Origin of the sequence: Mesobacillus jeotgali, assembly GCF_900166585.1 — a bacterium.
Lineage (GTDB): Bacteria > Bacillota > Bacilli > Bacillales > Cytobacillaceae > Mesobacillus > Mesobacillus jeotgali_A.
Genome location: NZ_FVZC01000008.1, coordinates 864,575 through 881,095, shown reverse-complemented (window position 1 = coordinate 881,095; position 16,521 = coordinate 864,575). Strand labels below are relative to the sequence as shown.

At 43.0% G+C, this 16,521-nt stretch carries 18 protein-coding genes; 5 read left to right on the top strand and 13 right to left on the bottom strand.

Features of this window, described 5'->3' with window-relative positions; genetic code table 11:
* Window positions 1-76: 76 nt before the first annotated feature.
* The 7 genes from B5X77_RS09475 to kynU all read right to left on the bottom strand — a co-directional run bounded on the left by B5X77_RS09475 (window position 77) and on the right by kynU (window position 6,402).
* Complete coding sequence (locus B5X77_RS09475; RefSeq protein ID WP_079507410.1) at window positions 77-874, bottom strand: ABC transporter permease subunit; 798 nt, start codon at window positions 872-874, stop codon at window positions 77-79.
* A 15-nt stretch (window positions 875-889) separates the two neighbouring features.
* Entirely contained in the window at window positions 890-1,687 is a 798-nt protein-coding gene (locus tag B5X77_RS09470) for an ABC transporter permease subunit (RefSeq protein ID WP_079507408.1), read from the bottom strand.
* Complete coding sequence (locus B5X77_RS09465) at window positions 1,668-2,576, bottom strand: ABC transporter ATP-binding protein (RefSeq protein ID WP_079507406.1); 909 nt, start codon at window positions 2,574-2,576, stop codon at window positions 1,668-1,670. Before B5X77_RS09465 ends, B5X77_RS09470 begins: the two co-directional genes overlap by 20 nt.
* 184 nt (window positions 2,577-2,760) lie before the next feature.
* Complete coding sequence (locus B5X77_RS09460; protein WP_079507404.1) at window positions 2,761-3,396, bottom strand: TetR/AcrR family transcriptional regulator; 636 nt, start codon at window positions 3,394-3,396, stop codon at window positions 2,761-2,763.
* A 128-nt stretch (window positions 3,397-3,524) separates the two neighbouring features.
* Entirely contained in the window at window positions 3,525-4,151 is a 627-nt protein-coding gene (gene kynB, locus B5X77_RS09455) for an arylformamidase (protein WP_079507402.1), read from the bottom strand.
* Window positions 4,152-4,267: 116 nt separating this feature from the next.
* Complete coding sequence (gene kynA, locus B5X77_RS09450) at window positions 4,268-5,101, bottom strand: tryptophan 2,3-dioxygenase (protein ID WP_079507400.1); 834 nt, start codon at window positions 5,099-5,101, stop codon at window positions 4,268-4,270.
* 14 nt (window positions 5,102-5,115) lie between these two features.
* Window positions 5,116-6,402, bottom strand: coding sequence for a kynureninase (kynU, locus tag B5X77_RS09445; protein ID WP_079507398.1), 1,287 nt, complete (start codon window positions 6,400-6,402; stop codon window positions 5,116-5,118).
* 244 nt (window positions 6,403-6,646) lie between these two features.
* Between kynU and B5X77_RS09440 the strand changes: the two genes are divergently transcribed.
* The 4 genes from B5X77_RS09440 (at window position 6,647) to B5X77_RS09425 (ending at window position 8,235) form a co-directional block, all read left to right on the top strand.
* Window positions 6,647-6,868: a spore coat protein gene (locus B5X77_RS09440; protein ID WP_079507396.1), complete on the top strand. Its 222-nt coding sequence runs from the start codon at window positions 6,647-6,649 to the stop codon at window positions 6,866-6,868.
* 128 nt (window positions 6,869-6,996) lie between these two features.
* The gene (locus B5X77_RS09435) at window positions 6,997-7,467 is read left to right on the top strand and encodes a spore coat protein (RefSeq protein WP_079507394.1); all 471 of its coding nucleotides are present in this window, start codon (window positions 6,997-6,999) and stop codon (window positions 7,465-7,467) included.
* A gap of 27 nt (window positions 7,468-7,494) precedes the next feature.
* On the top strand, window positions 7,495-7,932 hold the full coding sequence (locus B5X77_RS09430) for a spore coat protein (RefSeq protein ID WP_079507392.1): 438 nt from the start codon (window positions 7,495-7,497) through the stop codon (window positions 7,930-7,932).
* Window positions 7,933-7,965: 33 nt separating this feature from the next.
* Entirely contained in the window at window positions 7,966-8,235 is a 270-nt protein-coding gene (locus tag B5X77_RS09425; RefSeq protein ID WP_079507390.1) for a hypothetical protein, read from the top strand.
* Window positions 8,236-8,343: 108 nt separating this feature from the next.
* Here B5X77_RS09425 and B5X77_RS09420 read toward each other — a convergent pair whose 3' ends face one another.
* Window positions 8,344-9,339, bottom strand: a complete 996-nt coding sequence (locus tag B5X77_RS09420; protein ID WP_079507388.1) for a hypothetical protein — start codon at window positions 9,337-9,339, stop codon at window positions 8,344-8,346.
* Between the two features lie 227 nt (window positions 9,340-9,566).
* Here B5X77_RS09420 and B5X77_RS09415 point away from each other — a divergent pair, with 227 nt between their 5' ends.
* Window positions 9,567-10,691 (top strand): CAP domain-containing protein, encoded by a 1,125-nt coding sequence (locus B5X77_RS09415; RefSeq protein ID WP_257391763.1) that lies wholly within the window; start codon window positions 9,567-9,569, stop codon window positions 10,689-10,691.
* Window positions 10,692-11,130: 439 nt separating this feature from the next.
* Here the strand turns inward: B5X77_RS09415 and B5X77_RS09410 are convergent, their stop codons facing one another.
* The 5 genes from B5X77_RS09410 to ribH form a co-directional block, all read right to left on the bottom strand.
* Window positions 11,131-12,372 (bottom strand): S8 family peptidase, encoded by a 1,242-nt coding sequence (locus B5X77_RS09410; RefSeq protein ID WP_079507386.1) that lies wholly within the window; start codon window positions 12,370-12,372, stop codon window positions 11,131-11,133.
* A 260-nt stretch (window positions 12,373-12,632) separates the two neighbouring features.
* Window positions 12,633-13,442 (bottom strand): zinc transporter ZupT, encoded by an 810-nt coding sequence (gene zupT, locus B5X77_RS09405; protein WP_079507384.1) that lies wholly within the window; start codon window positions 13,440-13,442, stop codon window positions 12,633-12,635.
* Window positions 13,443-13,770: 328 nt separating this feature from the next.
* On the bottom strand, window positions 13,771-14,652 hold the full coding sequence (locus B5X77_RS09400; protein ID WP_257391762.1) for a peptidylprolyl isomerase: 882 nt from the start codon (window positions 14,650-14,652) through the stop codon (window positions 13,771-13,773).
* Window positions 14,653-14,661: 9 nt separating this feature from the next.
* Window positions 14,662-15,864, bottom strand: coding sequence for a S1C family serine protease (locus tag B5X77_RS09395; RefSeq protein ID WP_079507382.1), 1,203 nt, complete (start codon window positions 15,862-15,864; stop codon window positions 14,662-14,664).
* Window positions 15,865-16,023: 159 nt separating this feature from the next.
* On the bottom strand, window positions 16,024-16,494 hold the full coding sequence (gene ribH, locus B5X77_RS09390) for a 6,7-dimethyl-8-ribityllumazine synthase (protein ID WP_079507380.1): 471 nt from the start codon (window positions 16,492-16,494) through the stop codon (window positions 16,024-16,026).
* Window positions 16,495-16,521: the final 27 nt, after the last annotated feature.

Genomic DNA, 16,521 nt, shown 5'->3' with positions numbered 1-16,521 from the left:
CGACCACATTTGGAATTATATCAACTACGTTTGCAATTATATCGACCAACTCACAAAAAATCCCGGTTTCCCGGGATTATATATCCATATCTCTTTTTCGGTAAAATACAAAGGTAAAGATTGTGAATCCAACCAGCATAGAGAATGACAATACTAGGTACACCGGCTCGAAACCGCCTTCCTCCAGCACTAGCCGTGCGTCAAAATATTTGAATGGAGTGAGAAACTTCAATTTATCCAGCTTTTCATTCAAATCAATTGCAATTGACGAAATGAAAAGGAGAAGCAAAATTCCCGTTGCGAGGGATGTAGCTTTTTTGGCATTTTTAAAAGCAGCCGCAGTTGCGGTCCCAATGGCGAGGAAGATCAATTGCAGGATGAACATTCCGATCATCAGCATCGTAATATCCCCAACGATATCCTGGCCTTCAGCATATTTCAGTACCATGCCGACCGATGAAGCAAAAGTAACAAGATTGATAGCAAGGATATTCACCAGTGCGGCAGATAACTTTTCCGTAATCATCCTCGTTCTGGAGATCGGTTTGACCAGCAGGAATTCAACCGTTTTGTCCCTTTCTTCCTTGGCGATGATGTTCGAGCCGAGAATCACTGCATGGATAGCGGCCATCATTGCCAGGTATAAGAACAAGACACCAAAATACCCGATTGGTGTCGACAAATCAAGAGACCCCGTTCCCATGATTGCCTGAATCGATTTAGGCATATCGGCCATGAGCGTATTCATCGATTGCCCGGTCCCCTCGAGGCTTGAGTACTTCCCCATGCCGGATGCAACCATGAAGATTACGCCGACGCACCAAATCATCAGCGATTTACCATTTGCCTTCAATTCCCTTTTAAAAAGATTCATGACCTTCCCTCCTCCCTAAACGGAATGAACATCCTTTTTTGTGTAAATATAATAGCTGACAATCACCGCAGCTATGCAAAAGAGTGACCCGGTTATGATAAAAACAGTTTCATAGCTTGCATGTTCCATGATATACGCGGAGTCAAAATAATTGAAAGGTGTTAAATACCGCAATGCTTCATCATCGGCTGTCGAACTGATCATTCCGAGCATAAAAAATCCAAAAACGGTACCAAGTGAAACCGAAATGACCGATTTAATTCTAGGAAAAATAACGGAAATGACGAAGCCCAATGCCAAAAACATTAGCTGGATGAAGAAGAGGGAAAATGAAATCAGGAATAAGGCTTCTTTGTTAAAATTGTCCCCAGCTACAACGGATGCCATCAAAAATGTTGCTGCAATAAAAACGATATTGGTGATGACGAGGGAAAGGAGGGCCGCCAGCAGCTTCGAAGTGACCACTTGCGTCCTGGTCACAGGCTTTGTCAGCAGGAAGTCTGCGGTTTTTTCACGCGTTTCCTTCGATAAAATGGAGGTTCCAAGATTCATTGCCTGGATGGCACCCGCAAGCTTCAGATACAGGAACGAGTATGAGAAAAAGCCAATCAATGTCGCTATGCTGTCCACAGACAGGCCAATTGCCTTTCTCAACTCGATTGGGAAGCCTTCAAGCAGCCGCTTGAACTCTTCTGCATCCTTTGAAAAAGAAGGGAACATGGATAAGAACAAAACAACCAGGACCACCAGGGACAAGGTCCAAACAAATGTCGACTTGCGATAAGCCTTAAGTTCATGAAGGAACATATTCATGCCCTATTCCTCCCCTTTCATAATAATGCATGAAAATCTCTTCCAGGTCAGGCTCCGCAACCCAGAGGTTCGCAATCTCGATTTCCGCGATCTTTTTCATGATGGTGTTGATGTTTCCCCTGAATAGAAAGCTGATTATTCTGCCATCCTGCTCAAGCTGGTTCACACCTTCGATACGGAAAAGGTCTTTTTTAATAGCTGAGTTCGTTTCTATTTTGAATTTCTTGTACGTATTTTCCTTTAGCGTGCTGATTTTTTCTACAGTCACGATCCGGCCGTCCTTTATGATGGCCACCTTGTCACACAGCCTCTGTACCTCACTTAGAATATGGGATGAAAACAGGATTGTGGCGCCTTTCTTATTCTCTTTTTCAAGAAGGTCAAAAAACTTCTGCTGCATGAGCGGATCAAGGCCACTCGTCGGCTCATCGAGAATGATCAGCTTTGGTTCGTGCAGCAGCCCCTGGACAATGCCAACCTTCTTTTTATTTCCTAGCGAAAGATCATCGATTTTCTTCGTAAGGTCCAGCTCCATAATGCCAGCAAGCTCCTTGATTCGGTTGGTACAATCCTTTTTGTAAAAGCTTGCCGAGTACTTGAGCAGGTCCACGACCTTCATATTGTCATAATAAAATACTTCCGAAGGCAAATAGCCGATATCCTTTTTGATTTCCGGTGCCGCCGTAATAATGTCCTTCCCGAAAATGGTTGCACTGCCGCTCGTCGGATAAATCAGTGACAGCAGTGTCCGGATCGTCGTCGATTTTCCTGCACCATTCGGCCCGATAAACCCGAAAATTTCCCCTTCTTTTACATTAAAACTAACATTCTCAATCCCTCTGGCCTTGCCGTACATTTTCGTCAGATTCTTAATCTCAATTACGTTCATGCCAGACCCTCCCGGATACTTTTTCTATATATCTTCAACTTGATTAAAGGTGATTCTGAAAAAATTATTAATTAAATCAATCGAACGGATGGAACCATTTTTTAAACGGTCATATCATCTTGATTTACGTTGCATTGCTTAATTTCCGGTTGGAGCGACGTTATTTCTTAAGCTATAATCACTTTTAGTAACTGGGTATTTTATAAAAGGCATTCTTAAGCATATCGACATATACTTCCGCTTCTGTGAAAGATTCCTCGAAGTCGTGAAGCCCTTTGTTCATTACCTTTGCTTTTTCTAGTTCCTGGTTGCTAAAGCCCTCAAGTGTCCACATGATGATGTTAATGGCCCGCTGAATGTCGACTCCCTCCCTGAATTTGGACGTGTCAATATCCTCGAATAATCGGCTGTAGCTTGACTGGATGAGCTCTGTATTTTTGTTATTCAATATTTCCTTAACTTCTTCCGCGTCTTCCATCGCGGCTGCCACCATAAAGTCGAATACTTCCGGATGTCTTGCCATCAGTTTGTTTTTTAAGATCATCAGCATTTTCATCCGCTCAAAAATATCACGTTCATTGAAATCCAGTTCATTGAAGAATTCTTTTGCCATCACATCGGTAAAATGATGATAAAGGTACAGATAAAGCTCTTTCTTGTTTTTAAAATAGTGAAAAAGCAGGCCCTTTGAAATTCCTGCTGATTTAACGATTTCATTCGTGGAAGCATTTTCGTATCCTTTTTGAGCAAATTCCTTCAAAGCTGCGTTTAAAATCCGGTCTTGTTTTTCAGGGTTCAAGCTTAAAAATTTTGAAGTCATTACACCCTCCTTAGCTCCTATTGACCACTTCGGTCAACACCATCTTACTCCTCATTGACCATATGGGTCAACAAAGTTCATAGTATATTTTTCGACAAAAAAAGCCGCCAATTATGGCAGCCTCAGTCTTATTCTCTTTTGCGGATTATGGCCCTGACAGGACTTCCGTCGCCTTGTTCCAGCGGCAGCGGAAGTGCTGCGAGCTCATATTCCCCGGGTTCGATTTTATCCAGTACCAGGCCTTCAAGAATATGAATTTCCTGGTTGTTCAATTCATGGTGCGCGTTCAGTTCCTTGCTTTCCAAAGGATCAACCGATGGCAAATCCAGCCCCAGGAGCTGTACTCCCTTTCCGGCAAGATAAGCCGCCAATTCCGGTTCGACAGGCGGAATGGATTCCGGGAACAAGCTTTTATCCTGCCAAGCATCGGTTCTGATCAGCAGGCGCTTGACACCCTGCAAATCAATGCCCTCCAGCTCTTTCACTCCTATACTGGCAGGCCTCTTCACATGAATGACGAGCGCAGAACCGATATAAAGGTTAAAATCGAGATCAATAACCCTTTTGCCACCGCTTTCAAAATGAAATGGCGCATCAATATGTGTGCCCGTATGTGTGCTCATCGTTACCTGCCCGACATTAACCGAGCCGCTTTCTTCCATTCCCCAGCTCACTTTATATTGAAACGGTGTGTCTCCTGGCCAAACGGGAATGTCATTCTTTAAAACCTGCGAAATATCAATCCAGTCTCCCATGCATTTCCCTTCTTTCTTATAATAGCTTCGTCCTTAAGATCCATAGTTCAGGGATTTTCCTTCTCTTATTATGGCTTCTTTCTCAATCTCAAAGCTCTGGGGTTTTCCTTGCCTTATTATAGCTTAGTCCTCAAGCTCCACAGCTCAGGGAAAAATCGGTGGTCGACCACCTTTTTCAAATAAGATACCCCGGCAGAGCCGCCTGTACCGGTCTTATGCCCGATGATCCGTTCTACGGTGCTCATATGGTTAAAGCGCCAGAGCTGCTGCTTGCTGCCGATATCGACAAGCTTTTCCGCGAGTTCGTAAAGATCCCAGTACTGATCAACGTTGCGATAGACAGTCAGCCACGCTTCCTCGACACTAGCGTTTGGTTCGTACGATTCCGACCAGTCACGGTTCAAGGCTGCATCATCGATGGGAAGTCCGCGCATTGACAGCGCTTGAATGGCAGCGTCATAGATCGAGCGTTCCTGGAGTGCGTCTTCCATTGTTTTAAATAGTTCAGCATCGTGTTTGTAAACAGATAAAACATGTGCCTGTTTTTGCCCTAAAGCAAATTCAATCAAGCGGTTCTGATAGGACTGGAACCCGGATGAATGGCCAAGCTTGTCACGGAACTCCATGTATTCCGCTGGAGTCAATGTCGACAGCACGCTCCATGACTGGATCAGCTGCTCCTGGATTCTTGACACCCTGGACAGCATCTTGAAAGACGGTTCCAGATCATTTTTCCGGATACAGTCAATCGCCGCATTCACTTCATGTAAAATCAGTTTCATCCACAACTCGCTTGCCTGATGAATGATGATGAACAGCATTTCATCGTGATGATCAGAAAGCCGTTGCTGACTGGACAGGATTTTATCCAATTGCAGGTAGCTTCCATAGGACAGTTCTTTTGAAAAATCGGTATGGATTTCGTGTGAAGTTATCTGTTCTTCCTTCATTGCCTGGCTCCCCCCTACGCTACAACTCCGCGCTCATTGCTAAACTTCTCGTATGATTTATTATTCATGATTTCTTTTAAAATCTGGACCGCATTCCACACATCCGTATACGAAGTATAAAGAGCGACAGGAGCAAGGCGGACAATGTTGGGAGCCCGGAAATCTGGAATGATTCCTTTTTCCTTTAAAGCCTTGCAGATTCTGGCTGCTTCTTCATGCTCCAGACTAATGTGTCCGCCTCGCCTGAAATCCTCCACTGGACTGCCGATTTTAAAGCCGGCATCGCCAAGCTCATGCAGAATCAAATCCATTAAGTAACGGTTAATCCTCAATGATTTTTCACGGATATTCTGAATACCAGCCTCAACGAACATCTCCAGTGAACCGAGTAAAGGCGCCAGACTAAGCACATGCGGTGTCCCAATCTGGTACGCCCCTGCATTCTCAGCAGGCATCAGGATATGCTCCATATCAAATTGCTTGTCTTTTCTGGAACCGAACCAGCCGGCCAATCCCGGCTTTTCACCAAAATGCTTCGAATTCACATAAAGTCCTGCTACAGCACCTGGACCGCCATTCAAGTGCTTATAATTGCACCAGTAAGCAAAGTCGACTCCCCAAGCTGAGAAGGAATGCGGGATCGCGCCGATGGAATGGCAGCCATCGAAACCAATCAGGATCCCCCGTTCGTGAGCCGCTCTAGTAAGCCTCTCCATATCAAGGATTTGACCGCTGCGGTATAAAACAGTCGGCAGCACGACAAGAGCAATTTCTTCTGTCATTGCCTCGATAATGTCATCCTCATCCAGAAACCTTCCGTCCTTGCTTTTCACCCTGACCAGGTGGGAGTCGGGGTCATAGCCATGGATGCGCAGCTGGCTTTGCAGCGCATAAATATCAGAAGGAAAGTTCAATTCATCGGCAAGGATTTTCGTCCGCTTCCCCTCTGGCTTATAAAAAGTAGCCACCAGCTGGTGCAGATTGACCGTAGTGGATCCGCTTACAATTACTTCTTCTGGTAATGCGCCAACAAGCGGTGCTGTCAATTCACCTAGTTTTTCAGACAAATAGAACCAGGGATGCTTGCCATCCATCCAGCCATCGATACCAAGCTCGCGCCAGTCAGCCAAAGATTCAAGCAGTGTCTGCTCAGCCCGCTTGGATAGAAGTCCAAGCGAGTTCCCGTCTAGATAGATTGAATCAGGCTTTAAGTAAAACTCTTCCCGAAAACCTGCAAGTATATCTTCGCGATCAAGCTTCTCAGCAAAGTCCGCAGAAGTTTCAAAAGAATAAGGCTTCATTTTCATCTCTCCCATCCCATTTCAACTAGAGAAATCGTAACAAAGAACAGAAGGAAGCGTCAACAAATGGTCTGATAATTCTAAGAAAGGAATACCTCGTGTAAAGCGCACGACTCTTCTGACAGATTCTTGGATCCACAAAAAAGGCTCGTATTTTAGATTCCTGCCTAAAAATCTTTGTGTCTTACCAAGGCCGGTTCGCATAGTCTAATACGACGATACATGTTGTAAAGGAGAGATTGATATGGCTGATCCTAAAAAACCGAACGGAGTGCCTAATAGTATTATTGATTTGCTTGTGAGTGATATTTTTAAGAAAAATGGTATCAATACTGAAGATGTTAAAGGGAAAATATCCAATGACCAAAAGCAAGCAATAAAGGATTTAGTAGAAGATTTAAGTCAGCAGGTAGACTCTTTCTTGAATTCAAGTAACACTAAGAAGAATTCCGGGAACGATAAGTAGATTACTAGGCGCTCTTAAAAAGGGCGTTTTTTTTTAAAAAAAATTAATAGCCTTCTAGTGAATATACACAATCTTTCCGGCTGCTCCGCTAATATGATATTCCATACCAAGATAAAGGAGTGAGATTAATGGCAAGTAAGAATTATAACGAATATGGCAGACCTCAAGAATACGGGTACCACGGTGATAAAAAAGACCATGGTAACCATTCAAAGAAGGAAGATGGCGCTGTCGTTGAACAGGATGGATTTCAGTTCTCTGAAATCGAGCAGGACTCTGAAGAACTAATTTGGATCAAAAAATCCTGCAATATTTGTGTCCAGACAACTGATACTCAAGCAGCTGTTTCACTGCAAGTAGGTTTGCAATTAGCAATTGCGTTAGTGGTAAGCATTACTGTAGGAGACACTGACCGCGGCCGTGCAATGGCTCAGGAGATTTTCCAGAAGCTTGATTCCGAGCAAACAAACAAGCAGAAGATTATCATTTACAACTCCAAGGATGTCAATGTTACAACAACTGACACTGACTTGGCAGTTAATATCCAGGCTTTGCTGCAAGTTCTTGTGGCTGTAGTAGTGAAGTTAGACGTACTGTAATCTAAAAATAAAAAGAGGTGAAATAAGATGAGTGAAAAGTGGAGAGCATTGGACCACTGCGATAAAGGTAAAGACAAATGTAAAGATGACGGTGATACAGTTTTACAAGACGGCGACCAATTCATGAAAACCGAACAACATTCATATGAATGGATTATCATAACTGATTCTGAAGGCGTCGATGTACAAACAACTGATACTCAAGCAGCAGTTTCGTTGCAATTAGGTCTTCAGGCAGCAATTGCGGCGGTCATCAGCATCACCATCGGGGATACTGACCGTGGAAATTCAGTTGTTCAAGACATCAAGCAGGTTATGAAGAATAAGCAAAGAAATTCACAAAAAACAATCATTGAACATTCTAAGTGTGTAAAAGTCACTACAACTGATACTGATATTGCTGTAAACATTCAAGCCCTTCTTCAAATTCTCATTGCTGTAGTCGTTAAACTGGATGTCCTATAAATAATTGGAAAATAACCAGAAGGAGGCTACAGGATGGATAACAAGAATAAAGAAATGGTCGAACAAATGCGCCAATTGAATGAGCAGCTCATGGACAACCTGATGAGGCAGCGGCAGCAAAAACGTAACTACAAAAAACTCCAGGACAATTTATCAAACAGCCAGAGTGAAATGAGGGAAAGGTTAAAGAAACAGTTTGCTATGGATAATAACCAGCCAAACACTCCTCTTTCCGACATGCTTGGAAAAGGCAGCCAGCCAAACCCTTCTCTATCCGACATGCTTGGTAAATTGATGAAGTAACTTAAAATAAGGCCTGTAGACTTATAAGTTTACAGGCCTTATTTTTTTCATTGAAGCTGGGTCGAATCCTTTATGATTTTTTCGAAACGATGAATGGGTGCTTCAAACTTAAGCAAATCGATAATAAATCAAAACAAACGTCGATAGAACGAAAATGAAGTTCAAGAAAATAAAAACAAATTGATCCACTTTAGTCTTATGCAGCTTGATTGGCGGATTGTAAAAAGATACGCCTTCGATGATGAAAATAATCAAAACGATATGGATCATGAAGTGGCCAATGATTTCTGTGAAGCCGAATAACATGGTTGTTAAGATAAAGATGGTGGTGACGACAAAACCTAACACTCGATTCAAGATGCCGACCACCAGCAAATATCCGACTACGAATTCCACAAATGCGGCCATGACAATGAAGGCTGCTGGTTCGAATCCGAAAGTAGGCACCTGATGATTTGCGACAATATCCAGGGACATCGTTGGGTAAACCCATTTTTCCACCGCGACCCAGCATAAGGAAAGTCCGGTACCCAGATACAGAAACGGGAACCCGACATTTTCAAGCCTGGTGCTGCCCACAAGCAGCACTCCGATGATTGCTACATAAAAGCCGTAATCGAGCATGTAAAATATGCCGTGTTTAACAGTCACCATGATGAATAGAATGAGTAAAATGATTGCTCCTAGCTTCGTTGCGATATGGTGAGGTACGAGCAGCAGGCCAATCGCCACCCATGCTAAGACTGTCATCATGGTGCTTTCCACATGAAATTCCGGTGCAAATAGGGTGCCATTCGTGACCTGAATGATCAATGCTAATGCCGTACCATATTTTAATAAATACCTTGAATATTTCCTGAAACCTGAAAGGAAATCATCCCACTTTTTAATTAGCGGCCTTTGTGCCATTTTTGGAATTATGAGTGTTAATGATGCAAGAACAACTGCTGCCAATAAAGCCAGCCCCATGAATAAGGGCGACAAGATATTTTCAATACTTTCTTTCTTCGGGGCTACCTCGGTGAACCATTTTACGTGAGCATTTGTATAAAAAGGTGTTAGAATGAATCCTAACCCGATGATGATCTGTAATAATTTTTTCATTAGTAAAACCTCCCGGCGACAATATAAACACTATCGATATAGTAATAATACAACTCAATCATAAATTTTTTTCAGTCGAGTTATGAACGTTATGTGAAACATTTCACAAATTTTAGCTTACGTAGTTTCTTTTATTAGACTTCACATATCCCTTAGCCACTATGCTTTTTATTTCTGTATTAATGGGTATATTGGGGATATGGAAAAAAGGAAGGTGACGACCAGCTTTGAGACAATTATTCTTATTTTTGATCATAGGTGCCATGGCTTATTTTTCGTGGCCATATCTTAGCGAAAATAAAGACATTCAAAATATAAAAACTGAACTAGAGCAGCTAAAAGAAAACCCCGAGCTCGCTTCTGCAATAGAGAAGTTAAACGAAGGAATCAATCAGCTGATCTGGCAGGTCAATGAGAAGAAAGAGGAATTGACGCAGGAGGAAAAACTCTTGCCAAAGGTAGCTAAACCAGACCTGGAAACACCTTCTGAGAAAACGTTCACGCTCCATAATATCGGGATTGGTGATGTAAAGGGTGAAGTAGAAAAACAGCTCGGCGCCCCGAAGCGTGTTTCTGTAAATGAATACGGTACGGAGTGGCATGCCTATCATCAGAATTTCCAGAACTTCATAATGGTCTCATACGGCAAAGATGGCGCAGTGAGCGCTTTGTATACAAATCAGGATTTAATTGCTGCCAAAAACGGCATTAAATACGGAATGCCAAAAGATACCGTTCGTCAGACACTCGGGGAACCATTGGGCGAGATCAGGAAAGGGCTAGTGTATTACCAGTTCCAGGAGGATCAGGACTATGACGTTTATAATCTGGACGACAGTTATGTCACGGTATTCTATGATAAACACAGAAATAATACAGTAACAGCAATCCAGATTGTCAGCGAAAAATTGGAGCAAAGCAAAGCCGGGTTTTATACAGAAGCAAACGATGCGTTGAAGGAAGGATTTGAATACCAGCTGTTTGACGTCACCAATGCTTCCAGGGTTGTACATGGTTTAGGGATACTGACTTGGGACGACCAGGTCAGGGTAACTGCCCGCAAGCACAGTGCCGATATGGCGGAAAACTCGTATTTCAGCCACACGAATCCAGAAGGACAGTCACCTTTTGACAGGATGGCGGAGGATGATATTGCGTTTTCTGTTGCTGGGGAAAATCTCGCGTATGGCCAATTCAGCAGCATCTTTGCCCATGAAGGCTTGATGAATTCACTGGGACACCGCGAAAATATCTTAAAGCCTGACTTTGAGCTTCTCGGTGTAGGCGTTGCGTTCGGACCAAAGCATGAGCCCTATTTTACCGAAAATTTTTATACGAAGAGGAAGTTTTAACACAACTTTTCAATAACATAGCTGGAAAAAATCACGCGTAATTTCCAAGTCGCTATAAAAACCAATTTTTCGCTATAAAAACGAATTTTTCGCTATAAAAATGAAAAAATCGCTATAAAAATGAGAAATTCGCTATAAAATTAAAATTTTCGCTATAATATTGTGAACAGCCGTGATCAAGACTACTTTTCAATATAACTTCCACCCATTTTTTTGTGATGGAATCACTTTTATTGGCGATTTTCACAACTTTATTGGCGATTTTCACAACTTTATTGGCGATTTTCAAAATTTTATTCGTGAAAAATATTGGCGAAAACCACCTACTTATTGGCGAAATTCGAATTTTATTGGTGAACTGGAAATTTCGATTGTTTTCTTCCAGTTCGCGCAAAAAACCGCTCAATCATCACTGATTAAGCGGTTTTTCACATTATATTTATTTCACACGCGGGAATCCAAATCCTGATGCATAGTCATCACCTGATGCGGCACCTGATCCGCCTAGGATATCATTCGCTTTTGCACGGTTCTGCAGTTCGGCACGAAGCTGTGTATGGCTCATGCTTGGGTTTGCAGCCCAGATTTTCGCAGCCAATCCGGAAACGTGCGGTGTGGCCATTGATGTTCCGCTGATTGTGTTATATGTTCCATCGAACCATGTTGATTCGATTGCTCTTCCTGGAGCAGAAACTTCTACATCGAGTTCCTGGATGACATAGTCACCATCTGTAGCAGGGTTTCCGCGGGATGAGAAGTCAGCGACACGGTATGTACCGTTTTCCTGGACATTTTCAAGTGCGGCGACTGCGACTGCATTCACAAGTGCACCTGGATAGCCGATTGTATTTGCATTCGGTCCGCTGTTTCCAGCTGCTGCAACTACAAGGACACCTTTTCCATATGCATAATCCACCGCATCAGCAATCAGCGTGCTTTTGCTGCTTGATCCAAGTGACATCGAAATGACGACCTTTGAACCTGTTCGGACTGCTTCGTCTGCTGCATGCTGGATTGCGCCCGCGATATCGTCAGAATAGCCTGAGCCCTGGTCATTCAATACCTTGTAAGCCCACAGGTCAGCTTCAGGTGCTACCCCGTAAATTCCCTGGCCTGATCCTCCATGTGCCAGTACAGTACCTGCAACATGAGTTCCGTGACCATTCTTATCTGAACAAGAACCATTAACTAATGGCGTTCTGCGGTTAGTGAAATCTTTACACTGTTCATCGCTGCCGGCCAAGTCTGCATGGGCAACATTGACCCCGGTATCAAGAACTGCTACCTTGATGCCGCCTCCGCCAGATGTAGCCTGAAGATTACTATCATTATAGATTGCTTCCATTCCCCAAGGCGTACGATCAGATGGCGCCGCCTGGGCACTGGCACCTGGTTTCGCTTCCACCTGTACCTGTTGTACTGTCTCTACTTTTAGGTTCTTATTTTTTAATAGTGCCTGGTATTGCTTTGCATTAACCGTTGTTGTAAAACCTTTTGCTCCAAAATCCCATCTTTTACCGTATAGATCTTTTGCCTTCGCCTTTTCAGCTGCAGGACCCTGAACCAATACCCGGTATGAATCCTGTGCCTCTGGCGCCTGGCCAAATGCCCCGGCCATGAATAAAGATAAGCCCATTGTCATGCTTAGTAGTGCGGCTCCTAGTGCCTTCCTTTTTTTCATCTTACCACTCCTCTGCATTTTATGGTGTTGCTGGTTTTACAAAATCTATTATATTTAAAATTTTCTGATAATATCAATATGCTAATCTGTTCATTTTTAAGTCTTTCGAATCAGGTAATTATACACGTTTACATAAAAGTCACATGTATATCGGACTGTTTTAAATTTTTCCCAATATCAAAAGAACCAAAAAGAGTGACCCTTTTGTTACAGGTCACTCTTTTATCTGGAAAATAATAGTTAATTTCGCACTTGCAAATTTATATGAACAATAGCAAGCTAACCGCCATAACGGCCATTCCAGCTACCAAACCGTAGATGGCAAGATGTGATTCATCATATTTCTTCGCAGCGGGCAGCAGTTCATCAAGTGATATGAATACCATGATTCCGGCTACTGCCGCAAAAATGACTCCAAACATGATATCATTCAGGAATGGCATCAGGAAAAGATAAGCTGCCAGTGCGCCAATCGGCTCAGACAACCCTGACAAGAATGATAGATTGAAAGCTTTCTTCTTATCCCCTGTTGCGAAATACACTGGTACGGAAACGGCAATGCCCTCCGGAATGTTATGGATGGCGATCGCAATCGCAATGGCCACACCCAGGCCGGGATCCTGAATGGCAGAAGTAAAGGTTGCGATTCCCTCTGGAAAATTGTGAATACCAATCGCCAGCGCTGTAAATGTGCCCATTTTCAGCAGAGCAGCATCGTTGACAGCTTGTGAAGGGGAGCTCATGTCTTCGACTTTTTTCAGCTCATGAGGATTACTCTGCTTTGGTATGAACTTATCGATTAGTGCAATCAATACGATTCCGGCGAAAAAACCGCCTACAGTCGCCCAGTTCCCTAATTGTACACCCATCGCTGAGACTAGTGCATCCTTTGCTTTTACAAAAATCTCAATCATCGACACATAGATCATGACCCCGGCCGAAAAACCAAGCGCGAGCGAAAGGAATTTTGTATTCGTCCGCGATGTGAAAAAGGCAAGAACACTTCCGATTCCGGTAGCTAGGCCTGCAAATAGAGTCAATCCGAAAGCAAATAAAATTTCCTCAGTCATATATATTCTCCTTTGAGTATCAATATTTAACCTGACCCTAGATTGTTAATAAGGAAAACAATAATCCTTAGTTTATGCGATAAATATAAAATGTTTCACGTACAAATTATAACCTATCAATGATGGACTTACTCTAAATTGTTTCCTTAGGTAAACTTTTAGGGTGCAGGATTCCCTTTGCTTAGAAACAATATATGCAGGTATGTTAAAAAGTTTCCTTTGGTCAACATTTTATCGCATAGGAAACTTGACCTGCAACTAAATTATTCTAAAAATTTTAAAAAGCCAACAAAAAACTCCTGCAGCTACTGCAGGAGTGTCATTTCAACTATAGATACCTTTTAATTTCGTAATCTGCTTTTTTCTCTTCCAGCCAGCCAGCATATTCTGACTGGATTTTTTGGTCATATAGCATTTCTTCGATCTTTTTTTTATTATCTTCGTAGACTGCCGGTTTTGCTGCCTTTTTATCGGTGACCTTGATGATATGGTAACCAAACTCGGTTTTTACCGGCTCACTTATTCCATCAACATCCAATGCGAATGCTGCCTTTTCGAATTCCTCTGCCATTTCTCCTTTTCCAAAATAGCCGAGGTCTCCTCCCTTATCGGCATTGCTGGAATCCGTGGAATATTCCTTCGCCAGTTCAGCAAAGTCTTTGCCACTGTCCAGCTTTTCCTTTACTTTCTTGGCTGTTGCCTCATCTTCGACTAAAATATGTTGGGCTTTTACCTGTTCCTTTTGCCCTAACGAATCCTTATTCTCTTCAAAGTATGTTTTCATTTCTTTTTCGGTCACTTTGATTGATGGTTTGATCATTTTTTCCGCGAGCAGATAAATCTCGATGTCCTCCCTGATTCTGTCCATTGACACTTTGTTCTGCTCCAATGCAGCTGCAAAGGCTTCTTCACCGCCATACGATTCCTGAAGCTTTGTTAACTCTTCATCTATTTCATTGCCTGTGACATTTACTTTTTTCTTCGCGGCTTCCATTTCGATCACTTTAGTTGTGATTAGTGAATCCAACATATCATTGCCGTACATTTCGGTCATTTTTGTGTTCAATTCCTCCTTGGTGATTTTTTCGCCATTGATGCTCGCTGCCGTCTCTGTTTTTGTAAAAGCTGTCGCAAAGATCAAAAGGAGCCCCAGGGAAATCACAGCAAATATCAGCATTAATTTGTTATTTTTCATAAAAGCAATCATCATTTCCCTCCATTATTCAACGCTTGAAACAGTCAAAGTTACCTTTAATGTTTGCTGCTTGCCGTCACGGAATATTTTTAACTCGGCACTGTCTCCGTTTTTGATTTTAGTATACATGTATCTTCTTAAGTCACTGGCATTCTCTACTTTTTCATCATTGATGCCGACGATGATATCCTGCTCCTTAAGACCCGCTTTGGCAGCTGCGGAATTTGGGTCGACATAGGTAATCATCGTTCCCGATTCCACATTGTCCGGCAATTTCTCGAGATACATATCAGGGATTTGTGTCAGGTCCGCAAGGCTAACACCTAAATATGGACGTTCCACTTTTCCTTTTTCGATCAGCTGATTAACAATTGGCATGGCTTCATTGCTGGGAATCGCAAAACCCAGGCCTTCCACGCCATTTTGCGAAATCTTCAAGCTGTTGATTCCAATCACTTTTCCATCTGTATTTATCAAAGCGCCGCCGCTGTTTCCCGGGTTGATTGCCGCGTCTGTCTGGATGACATTCATTTCCCATTCCCCGGCAGAGGTTGGCACTGAGATAGAACGGTCAACTGCACTTACGATTCCCTGGGTCACAGTCCTTGATAAGTCAAGGCCAAGCGGGTTTCCAATCGCCAGCACCTGGTCGCCTGGCCGCAACACTGAAGAATCACCAAATTCAATGACATCCGCTGCCTTGGATGCATCGATTTTCACAACGGCCAGGTCAGTTAATGCGTCTGCACCAACCACCTCTGCTGGAACCTTCTCTCCATTGTAAAGGGAAACCTCGACCTTTGATGCTCCCTCAATTACATGGTTATTCGTGACGATAAAGGCACTGTTTCCTTGCTTTTTAAAAATCACACCAGAGCCAGAACCGCTTTCGACATTCCCCTGGCTTTGGGAAAACGGATTGCTTTGCTGCTGGATATTGGTGATGCCGACAATGGATTTAGAAGATGTTTCAATGATATCGGCTATCGACCCGGAATTTTTGGCGGAAGTCGGTGTAGTGACTATATTTGACTTGCTTTCTGTGGCTGTTTGAGTTTGGGGCTGTACCTGTTTCCCAGCATCCTCCTCTGTAAAATTCACTGCAGCAAGCGTAATAGCCGAACCTACTACTCCTGCCAAAACAGTAGACATGATGCTTTTTAATCTATTAGACTTTTTGACCGGCTCCACTTCCTGGTACCGGGAATTCGAGTTATATTCACTCATGATTTTTCCTCCTCGCTTCTAACTTGTCTTCATCTTAACCAGAAAATATGAACAAATTATTAACAAACTGAGGCGAAGAGTTTAAAAGATTGGGAAGAATTTTGCGGTCTTAAAATAAAAAAGCTGCAGACATGGTTGCCTGCAGCTTTCAAAATTAGATTACATTTCAATACTCTTCATTAAGTTCGCCATTTCGATTGCTGAAGCGGCAGCGTCCCAGCCTTTGTTGCCAGCTTTAGTGCCGGCACGTTCGATTGCCTGCTCGATTGTATCAGTAGTCAGTACACCGAAGATGACCGGGATGCCTGAGTTCATAGCGGCTGCTGATACACCTTTGGCAGCTTCATTGCAAACATAGTCAAAGTGAGGAGTAGAGCCGCGGATCACTGTACCTAATGTGATGACAGCATCATATTTATTGCTTTTCGCCATTTTCTGTGCGACTAGCGGGATTTCAAATGCACCTGGGACCCAGGCAACATCGACATTGCTTTCGTCCACACCATGTCTTTTCAGTGCATCCTGCGCTCCGCCTAAAAGCTTGCTTGTAATGAACTCATTGAATCGGCCTACAACGATCCCGATTTTAAGACCTGTTCCTACTAAATTACCTTCAAATGTTCTGTTCATGACTATTCCTCCATTTTAGCTATTATT